Annotated in this window: 25 protein-coding genes; 23 read left to right on the top strand and 2 right to left on the bottom strand. The window is 57.2% G+C overall.

Annotated features, from left to right (window positions below; translation table 11 throughout):
* Positions 1–103 precede the first annotated feature (103 nt).
* The gene (locus IFJ82_RS09570; RefSeq protein WP_192264160.1) at positions 104–601 is read right to left on the bottom strand and encodes a hypothetical protein; all 498 of its coding nucleotides are present in this window, start codon (positions 599–601) and stop codon (positions 104–106) included.
* A gap of 185 nt (positions 602–786) precedes the next feature.
* Between IFJ82_RS09570 and IFJ82_RS09565 the strand changes: the two genes are divergently transcribed.
* Together IFJ82_RS09565 and IFJ82_RS09560 are read left to right on the top strand one after the other, a co-directional pair.
* The gene (locus IFJ82_RS09565) at positions 787–2,676 is read left to right on the top strand and encodes a hypothetical protein (protein ID WP_192264158.1); all 1,890 of its coding nucleotides are present in this window, start codon (positions 787–789) and stop codon (positions 2,674–2,676) included.
* 41 nt (positions 2,677–2,717) lie between these two features.
* Positions 2,718–3,338 (top strand): hypothetical protein, encoded by a 621-nt coding sequence (locus IFJ82_RS09560; protein WP_192264157.1) that lies wholly within the window; start codon positions 2,718–2,720, stop codon positions 3,336–3,338.
* Positions 3,339–3,371: 33 nt separating this feature from the next.
* Here IFJ82_RS09560 and IFJ82_RS09555 read toward each other — a convergent pair whose 3' ends face one another.
* Positions 3,372–3,845, bottom strand: coding sequence for a hypothetical protein (locus IFJ82_RS09555; RefSeq protein WP_192264155.1), 474 nt, complete (start codon positions 3,843–3,845; stop codon positions 3,372–3,374).
* A gap of 132 nt (positions 3,846–3,977) precedes the next feature.
* Here IFJ82_RS09555 and IFJ82_RS09550 point away from each other — a divergent pair, with 132 nt between their 5' ends.
* The 21 genes from IFJ82_RS09550 (at position 3,978) to IFJ82_RS09450 (ending at position 17,078) form a co-directional block, all read left to right on the top strand.
* Positions 3,978–4,208: a hypothetical protein gene (locus IFJ82_RS09550; RefSeq protein ID WP_192264153.1), complete on the top strand. Its 231-nt coding sequence runs from the start codon at positions 3,978–3,980 to the stop codon at positions 4,206–4,208.
* On the top strand, positions 4,205–5,077 hold the full coding sequence (locus IFJ82_RS09545) for a KilA-N domain-containing protein (RefSeq protein WP_192264151.1): 873 nt from the start codon (positions 4,205–4,207) through the stop codon (positions 5,075–5,077). Before IFJ82_RS09550 ends, IFJ82_RS09545 begins: the two co-directional genes overlap by 4 nt.
* Positions 5,078–5,094: 17 nt before the next feature.
* Complete coding sequence (locus IFJ82_RS09540) at positions 5,095–5,298, top strand: hypothetical protein (protein WP_075595565.1); 204 nt, start codon at positions 5,095–5,097, stop codon at positions 5,296–5,298.
* 77 nt (positions 5,299–5,375) lie between these two features.
* A complete protein-coding gene (locus tag IFJ82_RS09535; protein WP_192264149.1) occupies positions 5,376–5,720 on the top strand; it encodes a hypothetical protein in 345 nt (114 codons plus the stop codon).
* A 102-nt stretch (positions 5,721–5,822) separates the two neighbouring features.
* Positions 5,823–6,743, top strand: a complete 921-nt coding sequence (locus IFJ82_RS09530) for a hypothetical protein (RefSeq protein WP_192264147.1) — start codon at positions 5,823–5,825, stop codon at positions 6,741–6,743.
* A 7-nt stretch (positions 6,744–6,750) separates the two neighbouring features.
* Positions 6,751–6,960: a hypothetical protein gene (locus IFJ82_RS09525; RefSeq protein ID WP_075595567.1), complete on the top strand. Its 210-nt coding sequence runs from the start codon at positions 6,751–6,753 to the stop codon at positions 6,958–6,960.
* Entirely contained in the window at positions 6,957–8,114 is a 1,158-nt protein-coding gene (locus IFJ82_RS09520; protein WP_192264145.1) for a hypothetical protein, read from the top strand. Before IFJ82_RS09525 ends, IFJ82_RS09520 begins: the two co-directional genes overlap by 4 nt.
* Positions 8,107–8,787, top strand: a complete 681-nt coding sequence (locus IFJ82_RS09515; protein ID WP_192264142.1) for a phage baseplate assembly protein V — start codon at positions 8,107–8,109, stop codon at positions 8,785–8,787. The genes IFJ82_RS09520 and IFJ82_RS09515 overlap by 8 nt, the downstream gene beginning before the upstream one ends.
* Positions 8,784–9,020: a hypothetical protein gene (locus IFJ82_RS09510; RefSeq protein ID WP_192264139.1), complete on the top strand. Its 237-nt coding sequence runs from the start codon at positions 8,784–8,786 to the stop codon at positions 9,018–9,020. The genes IFJ82_RS09515 and IFJ82_RS09510 overlap by 4 nt, the downstream gene beginning before the upstream one ends.
* Entirely contained in the window at positions 9,017–9,379 is a 363-nt protein-coding gene (locus IFJ82_RS09505) for a phage tail protein (protein WP_192264136.1), read from the top strand. The genes IFJ82_RS09510 and IFJ82_RS09505 overlap by 4 nt, the downstream gene beginning before the upstream one ends.
* A gap of 37 nt (positions 9,380–9,416) precedes the next feature.
* Positions 9,417–10,541, top strand: a complete 1,125-nt coding sequence (locus IFJ82_RS09500) for a baseplate J/gp47 family protein (protein WP_192264133.1) — start codon at positions 9,417–9,419, stop codon at positions 10,539–10,541.
* On the top strand, positions 10,534–11,160 hold the full coding sequence (locus IFJ82_RS09495; RefSeq protein ID WP_192264130.1) for a hypothetical protein: 627 nt from the start codon (positions 10,534–10,536) through the stop codon (positions 11,158–11,160). Before IFJ82_RS09500 ends, IFJ82_RS09495 begins: the two co-directional genes overlap by 8 nt.
* Entirely contained in the window at positions 11,160–12,854 is a 1,695-nt protein-coding gene (locus IFJ82_RS09490) for a hypothetical protein (protein WP_192264126.1), read from the top strand. Before IFJ82_RS09495 ends, IFJ82_RS09490 begins: the two co-directional genes overlap by 1 nt.
* A 27-nt stretch (positions 12,855–12,881) precedes the next feature.
* Positions 12,882–13,301, top strand: a complete 420-nt coding sequence (locus IFJ82_RS09485) for a hypothetical protein (RefSeq protein ID WP_192264124.1) — start codon at positions 12,882–12,884, stop codon at positions 13,299–13,301.
* Between the two features lie 12 nt (positions 13,302–13,313).
* Positions 13,314–13,601: a hypothetical protein gene (locus IFJ82_RS09480; RefSeq protein ID WP_192264121.1), complete on the top strand. Its 288-nt coding sequence runs from the start codon at positions 13,314–13,316 to the stop codon at positions 13,599–13,601.
* A gap of 69 nt (positions 13,602–13,670) precedes the next feature.
* Positions 13,671–15,026, top strand: a complete 1,356-nt coding sequence (locus tag IFJ82_RS09475; protein ID WP_192264118.1) for a hypothetical protein — start codon at positions 13,671–13,673, stop codon at positions 15,024–15,026.
* Positions 15,027–15,046: 20 nt separating this feature from the next.
* Positions 15,047–15,505, top strand: a complete 459-nt coding sequence (locus IFJ82_RS09470; protein WP_192264116.1) for a hypothetical protein — start codon at positions 15,047–15,049, stop codon at positions 15,503–15,505.
* A complete protein-coding gene (locus IFJ82_RS09465) occupies positions 15,502–15,993 on the top strand; it encodes a hypothetical protein (protein WP_192264113.1) in 492 nt (163 codons plus the stop codon). The genes IFJ82_RS09470 and IFJ82_RS09465 overlap by 4 nt, the downstream gene beginning before the upstream one ends.
* Position 15,994: 1 nt before the next feature.
* Positions 15,995–16,339, top strand: coding sequence for a hypothetical protein (locus tag IFJ82_RS09460; RefSeq protein ID WP_192264111.1), 345 nt, complete (start codon positions 15,995–15,997; stop codon positions 16,337–16,339).
* A gap of 20 nt (positions 16,340–16,359) precedes the next feature.
* Positions 16,360–16,938 carry a hypothetical protein gene (locus IFJ82_RS09455; RefSeq protein WP_192264109.1) on the top strand — a complete coding sequence of 193 codons (579 nt, stop codon included), beginning with the start codon at positions 16,360–16,362 and terminating at the stop codon, positions 16,936–16,938.
* Positions 16,935–17,078: a hypothetical protein gene (locus tag IFJ82_RS09450; RefSeq protein WP_192264107.1), complete on the top strand. Its 144-nt coding sequence runs from the start codon at positions 16,935–16,937 to the stop codon at positions 17,076–17,078. Before IFJ82_RS09455 ends, IFJ82_RS09450 begins: the two co-directional genes overlap by 4 nt.
* The last annotated feature ends 320 nt before the right edge of the window (positions 17,079–17,398 follow it).

The following is a 17,398-nucleotide window of genomic DNA, read 5'->3' as shown; positions in this document are numbered from 1 at the left end:
GGCGGCAAAGAGGTCAGGTGGTGCAGTTGCAAGAACAGAAGGTGAGGGAGCGTGAGTTGATCGGATAGGAAACAGGGCCGCTCCGGGTGGGGCGGCCTGTTTTTTATCGGATAATGCTTAGAATATAGTTTGTTCCCATTGCATCGCTATTCACGTGCTTAATCTGAACATAAACAACGGGACCAGTCAGGGGATTGCTGGTCATAAACTTGACTTTGTCATCATGGACTAATTTGCTGATATCAACCATCGCATAAGCCATACTGTTATCGGGATCATAGAACCCACATAAAGATCCGCCCATACATCCCATACGGCCCGGGCCAACTATCTTTTTTGTCCCGGTCTTCATATCGTTTTGATCGGCTAGGAAGTCAGGTATTGAAATTGCCCCAGTCGGTGATGTCTGTAGTGAAGGGGTAGGTGAAGCATCCTCGATACCTGAACCGGACGCCGATGGCTCTTGATACGATGCTTGGGGTGCTGAATTAACCCCAGATGCAACAACGCTATTATGCTCATCATTGTGGTTCTCATAAGCAATCAGGCCAATCAAGCCAGCTAAAAATATGAAACCAGTTACCTGTTTACCCTTGGCCATAATATTCACTTTCAACAATCCATGAGGACATAATGGCAGACGTGTATCGCGTTGGTGTAGCAATCGGAATGACCGATAATGCCACGCAAGTCCTTCAGGTGCTATCCCGGAATGTCCTTGGGTTGAACGCATCTGCGCTTGAGGTTGAGCGCAGCTTTGGCCGCTTACGGGGCGCCGCACTCGGATTGGCCGGTATTCTTGGCGCTGATGTCTTAGGCAAGGGGTTAGATTCGCTCGCAGCCGCTGGCAGCAAACTTTTGGATCAGCAGATCCAGATGAAAAATGCTGGTATGACGCATCTTCAGATCGTGCAGGAAACTGCCGAAGCGTATCGGTCTATGGCCGCTGTGCGAGGGCCAGATGTGGCTGAACGTCTGGCCGGGATTAGGGAACTTCGGGGCGTTGTAGGGGCTGGGGCATCGGGAAACGATTACCGTGAAATCAACGCAACGCTACCCGATTATCTGCGCTTGAAGTCCATGATAGGGGACCGTGGCGCAAATGATCTATTCCGCGCGATTGAGATGCAGGGCGCGGCCCGCTATCAAGCGGATGGTAGTTTTGATCTGGGTCGGTTTCATCGGTATGAAGACTCAGCCCTCCGTACTTTACAAGCAGGAGGAGGTAATATCAGACCAGAAGATCTGCGTAATGTGATGCAGACATCGGCAGTGACCGCTCGTGGGTATGACCCAGAAGCCTTCTGGAACTTAATGATGACGCCTATCTTAGAAATGCATGGAGATAGGGCAGGTACGGCGCTGACCGCGATGTCTCGTGCCTTCTATGGTGGCGTTATGCCTGAGAGGAATGCTCGAGAACTCGAGCGACTCGGTGTATTTTCTGGCGGTAGTGTAAAATCTCTTCCACACATGTCCCGTCATCAGATGGCCGATCTAAAGCGCCAAGGATACACCTTTGGGGTCGGGGAAGGGGGGGCAATCATTGGGCGAGGAGCGACCTTAGGTGCAGATGAATTAAATAATCCTAATCAAGGATTTTTCCCATGGATAAAGGATGTTTTTGGACCATTACTGCAAAAAGATTACCAAAATCGTATCGCTTCCCATCCCGGAAATACAGAGTCGTTTGACGCGTATGTTCGCGACGAAATGTATAAGGCGCTTCCGGCAGAAACGGCACGCCGTTTCGGGGCAATGATTGTCACGCAGTTGACAAGCGTTCAACGCGATCAGACTTTGCGCGAATTATCCCCAGGGTTTGATGCGTATAACAACAATCAATATAATTACAGAACAGAGCTTGATAATCTAAAAAACTCATGGGCCTCCCTCATGCAGACCTTGGGACTGCCCGCTGCTCGCGATGGTGCCCATCTCCTTCATGAATTAGGAATGGGGATTGATTACTTTACACGCGCGGCCGCCGCACACCCTAATGCAGCCCGCGACTTAATTCGGCTCGCTGGTGGCCTAGCCGCAGTCACGGCTCTTTCTGGAACTATGGCAATCGCTGGCGTCGCTCTCGGGCCTTTAGCATCCGGACTTCGCCTCATGACGGGTGTGCTTGCTGGCGGGGAGGTGGCGTCTGCCGCCAGTACGGCGGCGATGCTTGGCGGCGGAGCTGCGGTGGGCGGATCGCTACTTGGTGTAGCCGCGGGAATCACAGCCCTTGGCGTTGCTGTAGTCGCTCTTCCTCCCATTATGCAGTGGCTTGCAACCCGTTTTGGCGTAGAAAATGCCCATCCTGGGGTTAATGCGCGGGGAATGGCTTTCGATCATGCCGCCGCCCAAGCGCCGCATCCAGCTAGCGCAAACTTAGAATGGTGGGATACCATTCGTAATTCTTGGAATACCCCGCATGCATCGCATGGCAATGCGCGCGGGTATCAGGCACACCCTGTTCAGCATCCGGCTCACGGAAATCTGGAACCAGACGCCGTGCGTCATGTGGGAACCGCACAGATCGTGGTCATGATGCCTAATGGTCGTGAATTAGCATCAGCGGTGCAGGAAGTGCAGTTTCAGCAGGCCCAACAGCAAATGCGCGCATCTGGCACATCCCCAGACGTGATCCAGCACCCGCAGTTGCCGGGCAGGGCTATTGGGAGGTGATATAACAATTCTGGTCAATTAGCCAAAAATAAGGCAAGAAATTGGATACCATTCGCAAGGAGATTATGGTGCGTAAATTTCTTGTCATATTAGGACTGTTTTGTGCATCCACCACAGCGCATGCTCAGCAACGCAATTCTCAAGGGGTGTCTTACCCGGCCCCTATTTTCCCAGACGGGAGCAATTTTGGTGCTTGGGGAGTTTCATCAACGGTTTCCGTCCAAAATGGTATTTGCACAATTAATACCAGAATTGATCAACCAACATTTTCTGCGCATGTGCAAGACATGGTTGATAAAGGAATTTTTAGCAAAAGAGTAAGCCCAACGATGGGGAACACTGCCCCGCATTACCTCATGAATATTTTTGAGGCAGAAGTAGCCCCTAGTATGGTGAAGGCCCTATTTGATGAGGAGGGATCACCAGGAAAATGTCATTTTGTATGGGGATACGTGAACCCAGATGATTATGGGAATGATAAATACTTCAAAATGGAAGATTTCTATTTCCTGAAAAGCACGTATCAGAAAGTTAACTGGGATCGATTTAATATTAACAATTTGCTAAAAATAGCAAACAATTTTAATTCAGACCCATCGTTCTCAAGCTTGGTTAATCAAGAAACGTTTGGTGCAGTCATGTCCCTGAAAGACAACGAGTAAATAAAAAAATAGCCGCCTTCGGGCGGCTTTTTTCTAAAAAGGAATTTCTTCATCCAAAACCGACGCTCCTGCGCGGTTTTTTGCATCGCGCGTTGATTCCTTTGGCGTGCGTGGCCAATCTTCTTTCAGCCAGATGCCCCCATCGTCCTGAACTGTGCCTATTTTCATAGATCCATCATTTCTGATCGAACCAGCATCGCCATTCCGTAATCCGAACTCAACATCTGCATCATTGATGACAATCCGATTGACAAGGATATGTCCACTCAAGACCTCCTTTGCCATCGCGCGCAAGTCTCTGTCTTGCCGGAAATAAGCTCTAACCTGCTTCATGATGTCATCAATGGTGTCTCTGGCTTGTAGGGCTTCGCTCAGGAGGCGGCGGACTGCCTCGACTTCAGACGGAATGTTGTTGTCTGTCTGATATGTCCTTACGCGCTCAAGCAGCTCCACAGGCAGCACATGGACTCTACGTTCAGTAGTAGGTTTTTCCTGATCTTCCGCCATTTTCTTCTCCGCATCCCAGATATGTGTATTTTCAGCACAAATTGGAATGACATATCAATTGACACCATGATTGACATTACGATATCAAGAGTATGGCGCATGTGATCGCGCTGAGAATAAGAGGAATGGAAATTGGCGTACAAAACAGGATATGACCCCGGCCTTCACAGGGAAGATATTTCCCGGCTTCAATTAAGGGTTCCGAAAAGGATCGTGGATGCGATCGATGTTTTTGGTATTCCCGAAGGATTCCGAAGCCGAAACGCAGCAATCGTTCATTTGATTGAGCAGGGATTGGCAGAAACAGAAAAGGCATCGGGGAACAGCTTGGCGGCGACACCCCCCGATGCCTCTCAGAAATGACCATAGGAAGTCACGACATGATGACGCATAACACAGAACTGACCATCCTTTCCACCGCAATCCGTCAGGACGTAGAGGGACGGTATTGCCTGAACGATTGCCATCGGGCGGCGGGCGGCATTGCGAAGGATGCTCCAGCTCAGTGGCTTCGCACGGATAGCGCACGAAAGCTGGTCGCAGAATTGGAAACTATGCAGAATTGCACAGTTTCTGAAACTGCCGGAAAACCGGTAGAAATGACGACTGGCCGCAATGGGGGCACCTATGCCGTGAAAGAACTGGTCTACGCCTACGCGATGTGGATCAGCCCTGCATTCCACCTGAAAGTCATCCGCGCGTTTGATGCGCTGGTGACGGGACGCATTCCCGAACAGAAGCCCAAGCGCATCCGCAAGCCAGCCTTCGATGTAGCTTTTGAACGCTGCCTGCGTGTCGCATCGCACCTGTCTCATCTGGACGAAAACCAGCGCCTTCTGATGGCCGCTCGCGGCACGAAGGAACTGTCCGGCGTCAACCCGCTGGAATTGATGGGTGTCACGTCCATTGCCGCGCCGACGCAGGACAATTACCTGACGCCCACGCAGATCGGCAAGGAAATCGGCCTGAGCCCGATTGCCACGAACAGGCTGATTACCACCATCGGCTATCAGGTGAAGTCGTCCGGTTCCAGCGTGTCGAGCGATTATTCAATGACCGAGGCAGGCGCGAAGCATGGCCGGATGTTCGACACAACGCGACGCCACGGCAAGGGATCGCAGCAGCAGTTGAAGTGGTCGCCCAATCTGGTGGGCATCCTGCGCGCCGCCATGTTGGCGGATAAGGATGCGCCGCGCCCTTTCGCGAAGGCCAAGGATTCTGTCCCGGCGTAGGTGGGGAGGAAGGCCAGATGATGGCACGGCATTCCATGGGCGCATTGGCGCGCCTGATGGAATGGAGGGATGGCGATATCGGATCGGAACATGTGGTGGAGGATCTTCGCACGCTTGGACGCATCGGATCGCAACTGTGGGACGAATTCCGGGCACGCACAGCGCAGGGAGGCGCGGTCCCCGGCCTGAACGTTGAACGTGATCCGGTGTTGATCGGATAGGAAACATGCTGGCCGCTCCGGGTGGGGCGGCCTTTCTTGTTTACCTTTCGTTTCACATCTGCCGATATGAAACCACCATGCGCCACCTAATCCTCGCCGCCGCCCTGCTCGGCACCCTCTCAACCGCCCAAGCCGCCCCATCATGCCCTGGCGACACGGTAGTGTGGCTCAACCAGACCACCGGCATCTATCACCTGCCGGGCGACCACTGGTTTGGACATACGAAGCGCGGCGCTTATGTGTGCGAGAAGCAGGCTGTTGAGAATGGTGCCCATATATCTGGTGCCCGTGACGCGGGCCAGTCGGTAGGACGCCACACACACCGTTCAGGTCGCCACAGCAGCGTCCATGAAGATGGACCGGAAGGCGATGAGCAGCCAGAGGACGCGCGGCCAGCAAAAGAGGTAGGAAACCCCTTCTGATTTGCCTTGTACTTTTTCCAGTAATATGCATTATTCAGGGTATCATGCCCTGAGTATGCCTGTGCAGCCGCCCATTGAGGCGGCTTTTTTGTTGGATTACCCATGCCCCTAAGCCTGCTAAACGCTGAAACCGCCATCGGTTCGCTTGGGCGGTTGTGGGCGTCTGCGCCGGTCACGATCGGCGACTTGACCCTGACGGGAATGGAGGTTCCTGACCTGATCCGCGACGGCGGATCGCAGCAGGTGGCCGTGCATAAGCTTCCGGGCGGCAACAAGATCATAGATGCCGTAGGGAATGACCCGGATCGCCTGGAACTGAGCGGGCGATTTGTCGGACCTACCGCTTATGAACGCGCCCTGTCGCTCAAGTCTATGCGCATTGCGGGGCAGCCGGTTCAGTTTACGGGCGCGGGCCTGTCGCTTTTGGTCAAGATCGTTCAATATTCGTTCGATTATCAGAACAAAGGCATCGTTATTCCCTATCGTCTGGTTCTGGAACAACCAGCCCAGATGGCGACCACGACGGGAAATTCTTCCGCCCTGTCCGCCCTGATTGGAGACGACGCGACATCGGCCATTTCCAGCATTACGGACGCAGTAAGCGACGTATCAACCATTGCGGGTAATATATCTGGACAGCTATCAACGGTTGTGGGGCAGGTCACGCCCATTGCCGACATGGTGGGTGCGGGCGGTCTGTTCGCGGGTGTGCAGGACAATTTGACCGTGGTGGGCGGTCTATCGGGTGCGGGCGTAAACCTGGCATCCACACCAGAAAGTGCTGCCAGCCTGCTGACGGGCCTTGAGGCATCTGGCACCGGCCTGACTACCGCCATCAGTGAAACCGGCGTCAACCTGGAGGGCATCGGCCTGACCAATGCGGCCGGCCTGTCCACCCTGACCCAGAATGCAGAACTTCACAGCGCCTCTGTCGCGTCCGGTGCGCTGGTCAACCGGGCGTATGCCAATACCCTGACGGCCACGGACGGCACCCAGAACGGGCCTATCGTAACTGTGAAATAGGATAACCATGGCAACCACGATCAAGGTCACGGCGGCGGATGTGTCGTTGTATCACGTCGCGGCGGCGCAGCTTGGGGATGCCACCCAATGGTGGCGTATTGCGCAGTTGAACGGAATGACCGACCCTGATCTGTCCGATTTCACGACACCTGTGCAGATCGTCGTGCCGACAGTGGATTCCTCCCTTGGAAGTGGCGTTCCCGGGGTATCGGCATGAGTGAAAGCATTACCGTCACGGGTAAAGGGCATCACATCTGGCGCGCGCCCCGTGCCCGTCTTTTGGTCAATGGCACGGAACGTGCTGAAACGGGACTGGAAGAATTCACGCTGACGCGCACGCGCTATAGCCGGTCTGATACGCTGGATATGACGCTGGCGCTTGACCGGACCAGGGTTCCGACAAATGGGTTGTGGTTTGATCTGCCCGCGCCCGATAATGGAAAGACGCTGGCCGATATAGATATTACCTTGCAGATGCGAGATGAGGCCCGGACAGGCGCGCAATGGACCACCATGTTCCGGGGTATCGTGGATCATGTAGAATTCAGCCCGGCTGAAACATTCGTCCACATCCAGTGCCGTGATTATCTGGCAAAACTTCTGGACATGCGCGTTCTTGACGGCTGGATGAACATGACCGGGGAGGATGTGGTCCGGGCCATGATAACGGATGCCGGGCTGACGCCGGATGTCACCATGACGGATGGCATGGTGGGGCAATTCTGGCAGATCGAACACAAGCGCAAGTCCGCCAGCAGTCATAGCCGGTTCCAGACCGCATTTGATCTTGCCAGCTATCTGGCGAACATGACCGGGTGTGATCTGTATGCGGAAGGGCAGACGATCGTTTGCGCGCCGTATCCGTCCGCCACGAAGGCCAATACACAGACATTGGACTATAATGATCCCGGCCCCGTTGGTCCGATCCAGATGGGGGCATCCGGCCTGCACTTTACGCGGGATTATCAGATCGCCAAGGGCGTGGTGGTTCACGTCACATCATGGGACAGCAGGCAGCGCAACCGGGTGGAATATTACTGGTCTGCGGAAGGGGGATCGACCAAAAAAGCAGAAAAAACCGGTAATCTTCACAGCTTTACGCTGCCCGGTTCGCGTCTGGATCTGGTCCAGCAATATGCCCAGCAGAAATACAACCAGATCGTGGCCCATGAACGCACCATAACCGGACAGATACCCGGACGCATCACGCTGGCCCCCCGCCAGTTCATGCAGATCACCGGAACCGGCACGACATGGGACGGCACGCTGGATGTCGATGCCGTGACCAGCCGGTTTTCATGGTCTGGAGGCTTTACGCAGCAAGTCACCCTCCGCATCCGAGATGTAACAAAGGACGAAGACAATGGCTGATATGCGCATGGTGGGTTCGAATATCGCGAACGCGCAGGCGCAGCCGGGATTCAGCATCGTCAGCGCGGTGGACCCGGTGAACCACGCCGTCAAGGTCATGACACAGCCATCTGACATCGAAAGCGGATGGATACCTTACGGCGCCGTGCAGGTCGGCAGCCTGCGCATTTCCTGTCCGCCTGACATCGGAACGCAGGTGATGGTCGTGCATGTGGAGGCGGATGCAGAGCATGGCGTGGCTGCCGTGCCGGTTTTTGATGCGGTGGTGATGCCCCCAAAGTCTCCCGCCACGGGAAATCCTGCGCAGCCGGGAGAACTGCTGATCGTGGCCGGATGCGGGACGCCGCCAGCAAATGGCGAAACGACATCGGGGGACGCGATCGAAAATGCTCCGTGGTGGCACATCACCCAGGACACGATATACAGCGGGGCAGGGAACGCGACCGAAACCCTGACCAATGACGGCAAGTCGTGGAAGGTGGGGGCGGTCAGCATGACGCTCGATGCCAACGGGCTGGGCATCACCGGGGGTTCCATAACCACAGATAAGGATGTGACCGCGCAGGGCACCGTGATCGGCAAAACGGATGTGCTGGCAGCAGGAATTTCCGGCAAGGGACACACGCATAGCGGCGTGCAGCCGGGCAGCGGATCGACGGGGGCGCCTCAATGAGTGGAACGGTCATTCCCATACATAGAGCAGAAGCGCCATACAAACAGCATATGCTCGAAATGCTGGATGGTATCCGTTCTGGTGTGGAGTCTGGCGACATCATCAGTCTGATGGCACTGGCCGTTCATCCTGACCGGGAGTTCAGCAATTACAGTGCAGGAGAATTGAATACGCTGGAAACGATTGGGATGCTGGAACGGCATAAGATGTCTCTTCTGCTGAAACTATCATGAGCGCCCTATCCCACACCATGGGCGGCGACCTTGACCTGTCCGGCACTGGCGGCGTGGCCGTAGTTACGGGGGCGGAGCAGACCCGGCAGGCGCTTTTGCGTCGTCTATGCACCAACGCAGGTGCGTATATCTGGCAACTGGATTACGGCGCAGGATTGCCCACCCGCGTCGGCGCGGTCATGGACGAAGCTGGCATCCGCAGTCTGGTGCTTGAGCAAATGCACGATGAGGCGGGCGTGGATCAGACGCAGCCCGTTACAGTGGCCATCACAAATCCGAAAATCGGGGCCTACCTTCTGTCCATCTCCTACACGGACGCGACCACGGGTGCGGTGCAGGAACTGACGCTTACCACCTGATGCGCGGCCATGGGTCGCCTTTTGATCGGAGATCCCCTTGGCTATCACATTCCAATCCTTCAAGACCACGCTGGGCAACATGGTCGCCAGTGCGCAGGGGGCCTGTTCGTCCCTGCTGGACCTGAATGTCGGGTCCGCCGGGCGCGCCATGCTGGAGGCCGTGGCAGGGCTTGGTCTGTGGTTCCAGTTCATTGCCTTGCAGATCCTCTCGCGCACGCGTCTTTCGACTTCCATCGGGTCGGATGTTGACAGCTTCGTGGAAGATTTCGGTCTGTCGCGTGAAGCGGGCACGGCGGCCACCGGCACCATCACCCTGACTTCGTTCACACCATCCAGTCAATCGGCCACCATTGCGGTGGGGGCCACCGTCAAAACGGCATCGAACCTGATTTATCAGGTGGTGGAGGACAGCACGAACGCCGCCTGGTCAGCAGCCGACAGCGCCTATATCCGGCCTGCGGGCACGGCCTCCATTACCGTGCCGATCCAGTGCGAGACGACAGGAGCCACCGGTAACGTCGCGGCAGGCGCAATCTGTCTGTTGGGCACCGCAGTTTCTGGCATTGATACAGTCACCAATTCCGCAGCCCTTACCAACGGCAGCGATGGGGAAACGGATGCAGCCCTGCGCACGCGGTTTGTGGCCTATATCAACAGCCGATCCAAGGCGACGGTGGCGGCGATAGAAAACGCAGTGACGGACGTTTCTGCCGACCTGATTTATCAGGTGGTGGAGAACGAGGACACGTCAGGCGCCACACTGCCCGGTAACGTGGTGGTCTATGTCGATGACGGATCGGGCGATGTGTCAGACAGTGTGATCGATGCCGTATATACTGCTGTTGACGACGTGCGTCCGGCGACCGTGTCCATTCAGGTGGTCCGCCCCGATGTTGTGCGACCGCCCGTGGCCATGACCATCAGCGTGAACAGCACTGGCGATCTTGCCACGATCGAATCCACGATCAGTACCAACATCGCAACTTACCTCAATGGCCTCGCCATTGGCGATGGGGCCAGCTTTTCGCGCCTGATCCAGATTGCCTATGCGTCCAGCACGTCTGTCACCAACGTGACGGGCGTGACGCTGGCGGGTGGCACAGTTGACCTACCGGCAATAACTGGCACGGCCTACCGTGCAGGAACGGTGTCCTTTGGTTGATGTAACGCAGAACGGCTTTGCCCTGCGCATTCGTAAGCTGTTGCCGGGCGGCTGGTTTCCGATGCCCCCGGCTACGGGCGAGACGGAGCAGGCCCCGGTTCTGAATGCCCTGCTGCAAGGCTTTGGCAGCGTGTTTGCATGGATATGGGCCATGCTGGCGGGAACGGCGGACCAGACCCGGCTGGCGACCATGACCGGCGCCTTCCTTGATATGTTCGCCTCGGACTTCTTTGGCACGCTCCTGACCAGGAATACCGGCGAAAGCGACGATGCCTTTCGCATCAGGATCGAAGAGGCGCTATTCCCATCGCTGGGCACGCGCCCTGACGTGGTGAACGTGATTGCCGATGAAGTCGGCACCGCAGGCCGCGTGATCGAGCCGCGCAATGCGTCCGACTGCAAGGGGCTGGGCAGTATGAGCGCCCCCGCCATTGGCGGCGGATACGGATATGGCGTTGCGGCCCTGCGCTACGGATCGCGCGGGACGCCCTTTCAGCTTTTCGCACAATTACCGACAGGCGACACCAATCAGCCTGCAATACAGACACTGGACCGCATAGAAAATGTGATGCCCGCAGGCACCATCGCATGGGTTCAGGATGTGGAGAATCTTGGATAATGGACAGGCAGATCGTCTATCCCGCGCAGATACCGCTGGATAGTGACCAGTTGAACGCGCAACGGAACGCCTATGTCGGGCTGGGGCAGCTTGCGGCCATGACATTTGGATGGACCACAGTGGCCGCCGGTGGTTTTGCCTGCACGCCGGGCACCGGCCTTACGGTGTCGATCGCCCCAGGGTCATTGCTGGCGCCCGGTGTGGTCGATGCATCGACCTACGGCACGCTGGCGGCTGTTTCCAGTGCGCTGACACATCAGTATGTCAGCCGCGATCCTGTCACGCTCGATGTGCCGGGGGTGGGTGCGACCTATACTGTGTATGTTACGCCTGCGACGGTGGACGCGGATGATACCGTGCTTCCGTTTTACAATGCGTCCGACCCTTCCGTGACCTATGCCGGGGCGAACAATACCGGAAAGACCGCACCAACCGTCCGGCAGGACGTGGCGCAGATGGGTATTGGCACATCGGTGCCGACGGATGCATATCCGCTCTGGTCCATTGTTGTGCCCTCCGGGGCGACGGCCATTACGTCTGACATGATTGCCGTAGCATCTGGCGCGCCATTTTATCCTTCGCTGGCGGAAATTGGGCCGCGCATCATCGCGCCGTTCAATGCCCAGCTTGCCACCGCGATCGGCGGATACCCGCTGAATGCCATTGTGTCGGGATCGGTTGCGGGGACGTATTACATTTCCACAGCCGACAATAACACGACGACGCCCGGCGCATCGGGGGCATCGTGGCAATCGCTGTTCAATGGGCTTGCGCTTTCATCCGACCTGACGGCGGAAACCACACGCGCCAAGGCGGCGGAATCCGCGCTATCAACCAGCAAGCAGGATGCGCTTGGATTTAACCCGGTCCAGCAGGGGGGAGGCACCAACCAAACCACGGATAAAGTCACGATCGGGAACATCAGTGGCGGAACCGCTGTTCTCAGCTACACAATCAATGGCACTGACTGCGGCCCCATCGTTTCCGGCGCATATGGGGCGGTAACGTCATCAGGGGATGAATATGCGTATGGGCTGCACTGGTCCAGTGGTCGGCCCCTGATCGGATACGGGACCAGCATTTCAGGCGTAACCTGGTCGGCCATAGCCCTATATTCTGATGTTGAGTCAGTTCAGAACAACCTGTCTGATGCGGTTTCATCTCAGGCAAATACGAACTCGTCGCTGGAAGGAAATTTTGACAATTACCTTCCCCTGTCGTGCAGCGGAAAAACGCTGACATACGGCAGCGGCGCGAACATCTACCAGAGGTTCCAAAGCGATGGGAACTGGGTTGTTGCCAACGGCGACAGCACCATGTTCAGTGTTGGTGGTCCTTCCGGGGATATTAACTGCGCAATCGAAGTAAATTTTGGTGGCGAAGTGCAGGGAAATGTTTCATCCGGCACCATTTCAAACGGGTGGTATTCCCGAATAAATTCCGTGCTGAGGCAGGATTTCAGCATTGTAACGTCGGCGGCCACGACAACAATTACGTTCCCCATCGCCTATTCATCCCCCCCTGTCGTCACGGCCATAATGCAGAATAGCAGCGGCCAGGGCGGCGTGAGCGCGTGGCTGAATACGATCAGCATTACAGAGGAAGCGGTGACCTTCTGGACGCGTTCCGCATCCGGCGGCACTGACTACGACGCATGGGGGCCAATTCAGATCATGGTTTGCGGCGAGCAGTGAGCGCCCCACCCAAATCACGAGGTAAACATGCCCGACGTTAAATCATTATATCCTGCGCGGTTTTACGCACGATACGACACAAGTGCCGCGCAACCCACGCCGGTCACTGGTTGGTACGATGTGTGGGGGATGAAGAGCATCAGCAAGGTGCCGGCCGCCTCGGACATGGTGCCCCTGACCGCTGACGAATGGTCCAACAGGCTCCCTGTCGGCCACGGGGTCCACAACGGCAGGATTGTTGAATGCACCCCCGTTCCCCCCGCCGTCCCGCTGGACATGCAGGCCCAGCGCGCTCATGCGCTGGCGGTCCAATGGGTCTATGCCGAGTATGGGGCGATCAACGAGCCAACGCCCGCCGATTGGGTGGCGTATATCCGGTCCCTGAAAGCCATAATCAACGGGACCGATACCAGCAGTTCAACACTTCCCGCCGCACCCAATTCATAAGGATATCAGAACATGTCTACCACATATCAGAACTATATTCTGTATAGAACGGTTGATTACATCAAGCAGCCTGAATATTTCTATCTCAAGGGGGCTACACCGACCGTTCCTGATGCTGTGGTTGTGGGCGCGTCCGGTACGGTTGTGGCGACACAATCACTCAGCAGTCTGGACGGCCTAACCACGCCGACTGGCTTTGCATACGCACTGGACGCCGACAAAAAATACCCGGTCGGCAGCATCTATACCCCCACGACCACAACGACGACGACGACCACCACGACCACCACCACAACCTGACGGCCGCGTTCGTTGATCGCGCCTTTTGCAACCGCCCATTGAGGCGGTTTTTTATTGCGGAGCGGCATTGTGAAAGCTGTAAATATCCTCGTTGCCCTTGCGCTGGCGCTCTGCCCCACGTGGGCGCGCGCGTCCGATGCGCGATTGTCCTACAAAACGTCCAGCGGCCAATATGCGTCCGTCCTGGCCACCGCCCCGACATGCGGCGTCCAGAGTGACGGAACTCCGTTGCTCTGCACGGCTTCGGGAACGGCGGGGACAACGGATGCGCGCATGGCCTATCGGCTTCCCAATGGGCAATACCAATCGGTAATGCCCACAGTTCCGGTCTGTTCTGTGGACAGTTCGGGCGTGCCACAGATATGCAGCACTCCTGACCTGTCATCGTATCTGACGGCCACCGTCGCGGCGGAAACGTACTCGCAATTGAGTGGCGGCAACAGCTTCCTTGGGGAACAGCGTTTTGCGTCCGCTTATTTTGCAGACCCGGACCAGGGTGTTTCGCGGGATGCCAAGTTCGGGGATAAGGGGATCGCCGTCCGAGGCGGCACGAAAACCGACACCCTCAGCGTCACCACATCCGCTTACGTCCCCGATACCACGACGACAGACAGCACAACAGCGGCCCTCAATACGGAATCCGCTGCCGCACGGTTCGTGAGTCAGACCACGGCAGCATCGACCTACGCGACAGTTGCAGCGCTCAATACGCAGGTGAACAACGCCGCCGCGACGTATGAGACCATCACCGGAATGTCAAAATATGCGCTGGTGACAGACGGCACCCTGACCACGCCGACGATCACCAAGCCATCCATCGACGACGGCACACTGACGACTGATGGGAAGGGGAATTGGGTTTTATCAGGCAATAACGGAATCCAGTTCGGTGGCAAGGAATGGCTGAACTACAATGCGGCGGATGGCTATATCGCAGTAAATGGCGATTTTGAGATCACGGGCAGGGTCAACCTTTCAACACGCACAACCGGCGACAACGGAAATTACGCGGCGTCAACAGCGTTTGTGCAGAACACGATTAACGCCGTGCAGGGGTCAGTGACGGGCGACCTGTCCGCATCAGGAAGCAGTCTGTCTCTGGCTCTGGGTTCCAGCGGCCTGACGTTGACCATGGCCTATTCCGCCAGTGCCACCGGATCACTGTCGATTGTTTCCACATCCGGCAGCATCACGCCGGTCGATATCTACGAGACAGCCGCGTGGGGCACGACATCGTTCAAGGGATACACCCTCGACGGCGGCACAGTGACCACCACCGCCACGGTGATCGACAGCACATTCTATCTCTCGTCGAACGCGTGGGGGACATACCACATTGGCGTCGGCGGGAACCTCTACGTCGTGGATATTTTCGGGTCCGGGGCCGGGAAGCGCACCATCATTTCGTGGCGCAAGGTTCTCTGAACCCTCACAGGATAACAACAATGCCTACCAATGCAATTTATCCTGCCGAGGATCAGTCCCGGCAGGCTGCTTCCGTGCGCTGCGCCACGGTCGAGGATCTGGCGCGCGTGCGTGAGGAGATTGCTCGCGTGCGTGAGCGTCAGGCCAAGGTCGAAGGCGGCCACGACAACCTGCGCGACGGACTGAGCACCCTGTCAGTCCAGTTTTCGGAACTCAGGCGCGACCTCACGCGATCGGTCACTGACACGGCGGCCCAGACCCGTAGCGAGATCATGCAGCGCGTGGATGACATGACCGACACCGCCACGGAACGAAATGCCGAGATTTCTGGCAGGCTGGCCCGCATCGAGGGCGGCCTTAAACTGACCTCGTGGGTGACGATGACATTCATCGTGCTGGCGACCGGCCTGCTTGGCTGGGGACAGATCGGTGATGCCGCATGGTCATTCTGCCGCCGTGCGTTTGGATACGGGCCATGACCGGCCTGTGCATCGCGCAGTTCAAGCGCCAGATAATCGTGCCTGCGCTGGAGCATATCGGGCTGGGCGGGGATGCGGCGGTCAATCTGATGACCGGAACCGCGCTGGCGGAAAGCGGCCTGACTTATGTGGTTCAGGTCGTATCAGGGGGCACCGGCCCGGCCCGTGGTCTGTGGCAGATGGAACCCTTCACCCATGACGATATCTGGGCCACGTTCCTGTCGGATGCGCGTCTGTCCTCCTTGCGCGGGTCGGTGCTGGATCTGGCCTCCCAATGGCCCGCGCGGGTGTCCCAGCTTCCGGGCAACCTGCCCTATGCCTGCGTCATGGCGCGGCTGAAATACTACCGCGCGCCGGGCCCGCTTCCCGCGGCCGATGATGCGGCGGCGCAGTGCCGGTACTGGAAAGTCAATTACAACACATCGCTGGGTGCGGGGGCGGCGGATGGTCCGCATATCGCCCTGTTCCAGCAGGCCATTGAGGCATGACATGAACACCACCGCAAAGTTGGGCGGCCTGGGGGCCGTCATCGCGCTTCTTTTGACCGAAGTGCCTGAGCAATACGCACTGTATGCCGCGATCTTCGTATTCGCATGCAGTGCAGCTACGGCCATCATCCCGCCGCCGCATACAGGCAGCCGGTGGGCTGTGGCCTATCAGATCCTGACCACCATCGGCCTGAACATCGGATGGGCGGAGAATCACTTCAAGCCCGGGCAGTCCGGCGTGCGTGTGTCGGTTGCCGACAAACCCGCCGCCAAGCGCGCCGTGGCGTCCGCCGGTATCCCGGTCCTGAACAGGGACGGAAAGCCGGAACCCACAAAAGTTTCCTGACCGATCAACAAGGACATATTATGAACCCGAACATTTCCCGCCGGACCCTGCTGCGTGCCGGGGCCGGAACGCTGGCGGCTGGCCTGCTGGCAGCCTGCACCGCGACCAAGAGCGGCACGACCACCACATTTACCCTGAACGTGGCTGAAGTCGTCGATTACGGAAACGCCGTCCTGTCGTTTGCCAACACCGCGATTGGCATTTCGTTCGTGTCTGCCGCAATGGGCCCCACGAATGTCGCGCTGGCGGATACGGTGATTTCCGGCCTCAAGTCTGGCCTGACCGCGTTTGCGACCGCCGCCGGGTCCAGCACGTCTGTCAGCTATAACAGCGCCAGCGTGAAAACAGCATTCGACAGCATTCTTGCTGATGTGAAGAAGGTGGACAGCCTCATCATTTCCACGATCACCGGCACGGCGGCGAACCTGTCCAGCACCGTTATCACGCAGGCCAAGACGGCGGCAGGGGCAGCGGAAACGCTGATCGACCTGCTGAAGGCCATGATCGACATGTCTGGTCCGCGCCTGCGTGGTGTATCGCCCCTGAGCGGTGATGCAGCCATTGCGCAGATTGCCATTTTCTCGGCCTCGCAGGGGTGACGGTCCACGCACTCGCCGGTCTGGGCCTGTTCCTGACCGGCGCGGCGTTCTCGCAGGTGTTGGCTTTCGGCATCGCCGCGTGGCGTGAGGCCCGGCGGCAGAGGCAGATTGACGACACGCTTGGGCCGCCTGCGTCTTAGTCGTCAGAAATTGATGCGCATATGAAAAACCCCGCCCCAATTAAGGGACGGGGCTGAATCTGAGTTCTTGCATGTTTCTCAATTTCTGATGGGCATTTTGGCGAGGATGGTTCCGCCGACTGCCAGAACGATAGGCATGACGACGAAAGCGATAAGCTCCATGAACGTCATTTTACCAAGCCTCCTAACACGTCCTGTGCCAACCTATGCAGCCATGTGGCTGCGAGGAGGTACAGGATCATACCGAGTATGACCACGGACCGAATCGGTTCGTGACCACTCACGTTATATAGTGTTGTTGCGATAGGTGCCAATACACC

The organism is Novacetimonas hansenii (genome assembly GCF_014843995.1).
In the GTDB taxonomy this organism is placed as follows: domain Bacteria; phylum Pseudomonadota; class Alphaproteobacteria; order Acetobacterales; family Acetobacteraceae; genus Novacetimonas; species Novacetimonas hansenii.
The sequence above is the reverse complement of the archived record's forward strand: the minus strand, read 5'-3'. Positions and strand labels throughout refer to the sequence as shown.

Bases quoted from the DNA above. Each gene is read 5' to 3' on its own strand.
- IFJ82_RS09570 (WP_192264160.1), bottom strand. From the start codon at position 601: ATGGCCAAGGGTAAACAGGTAACTGGTTTCATATTTTTAGCTGGCTTG.
- IFJ82_RS09555 (WP_192264155.1), bottom strand. From the start codon at position 3,845: ATGGCGGAAGATCAGGAAAAACCTACTACTGAACGTAGAGTCCATGTG.
- IFJ82_RS09545 (WP_192264151.1), top strand. From the start codon at position 4,205: ATGACCATAGGAAGTCACGACATGATGACGCATAACACAGAACTGACC.
- IFJ82_RS09540 (WP_075595565.1), top strand. From the start codon at position 5,095: ATGATGGCACGGCATTCCATGGGCGCATTGGCGCGCCTGATGGAATGG.
- IFJ82_RS09535 (WP_192264149.1), top strand. From the start codon at position 5,376: ATGCGCCACCTAATCCTCGCCGCCGCCCTGCTCGGCACCCTCTCAACC.
- IFJ82_RS09530 (WP_192264147.1), top strand. From the start codon at position 5,823: ATGCCCCTAAGCCTGCTAAACGCTGAAACCGCCATCGGTTCGCTTGGG.
- IFJ82_RS09525 (WP_075595567.1), top strand. From the start codon at position 6,751: ATGGCAACCACGATCAAGGTCACGGCGGCGGATGTGTCGTTGTATCAC.
- IFJ82_RS09520 (WP_192264145.1), top strand. From the start codon at position 6,957: ATGAGTGAAAGCATTACCGTCACGGGTAAAGGGCATCACATCTGGCGC.
- IFJ82_RS09515 (WP_192264142.1), top strand. From the start codon at position 8,107: ATGGCTGATATGCGCATGGTGGGTTCGAATATCGCGAACGCGCAGGCG.
- IFJ82_RS09510 (WP_192264139.1), top strand. From the start codon at position 8,784: ATGAGTGGAACGGTCATTCCCATACATAGAGCAGAAGCGCCATACAAA.
- IFJ82_RS09505 (WP_192264136.1), top strand. From the start codon at position 9,017: ATGAGCGCCCTATCCCACACCATGGGCGGCGACCTTGACCTGTCCGGC.
- IFJ82_RS09490 (WP_192264126.1), top strand. From the start codon at position 11,160: ATGGACAGGCAGATCGTCTATCCCGCGCAGATACCGCTGGATAGTGAC.
- IFJ82_RS09485 (WP_192264124.1), top strand. From the start codon at position 12,882: ATGCCCGACGTTAAATCATTATATCCTGCGCGGTTTTACGCACGATAC.
- IFJ82_RS09480 (WP_192264121.1), top strand. From the start codon at position 13,314: ATGTCTACCACATATCAGAACTATATTCTGTATAGAACGGTTGATTAC.
- IFJ82_RS09470 (WP_192264116.1), top strand. From the start codon at position 15,047: ATGCCTACCAATGCAATTTATCCTGCCGAGGATCAGTCCCGGCAGGCT.
- IFJ82_RS09465 (WP_192264113.1), top strand. From the start codon at position 15,502: ATGACCGGCCTGTGCATCGCGCAGTTCAAGCGCCAGATAATCGTGCCT.
- IFJ82_RS09460 (WP_192264111.1), top strand. From the start codon at position 15,995: ATGAACACCACCGCAAAGTTGGGCGGCCTGGGGGCCGTCATCGCGCTT.
- IFJ82_RS09455 (WP_192264109.1), top strand. From the start codon at position 16,360: ATGAACCCGAACATTTCCCGCCGGACCCTGCTGCGTGCCGGGGCCGGA.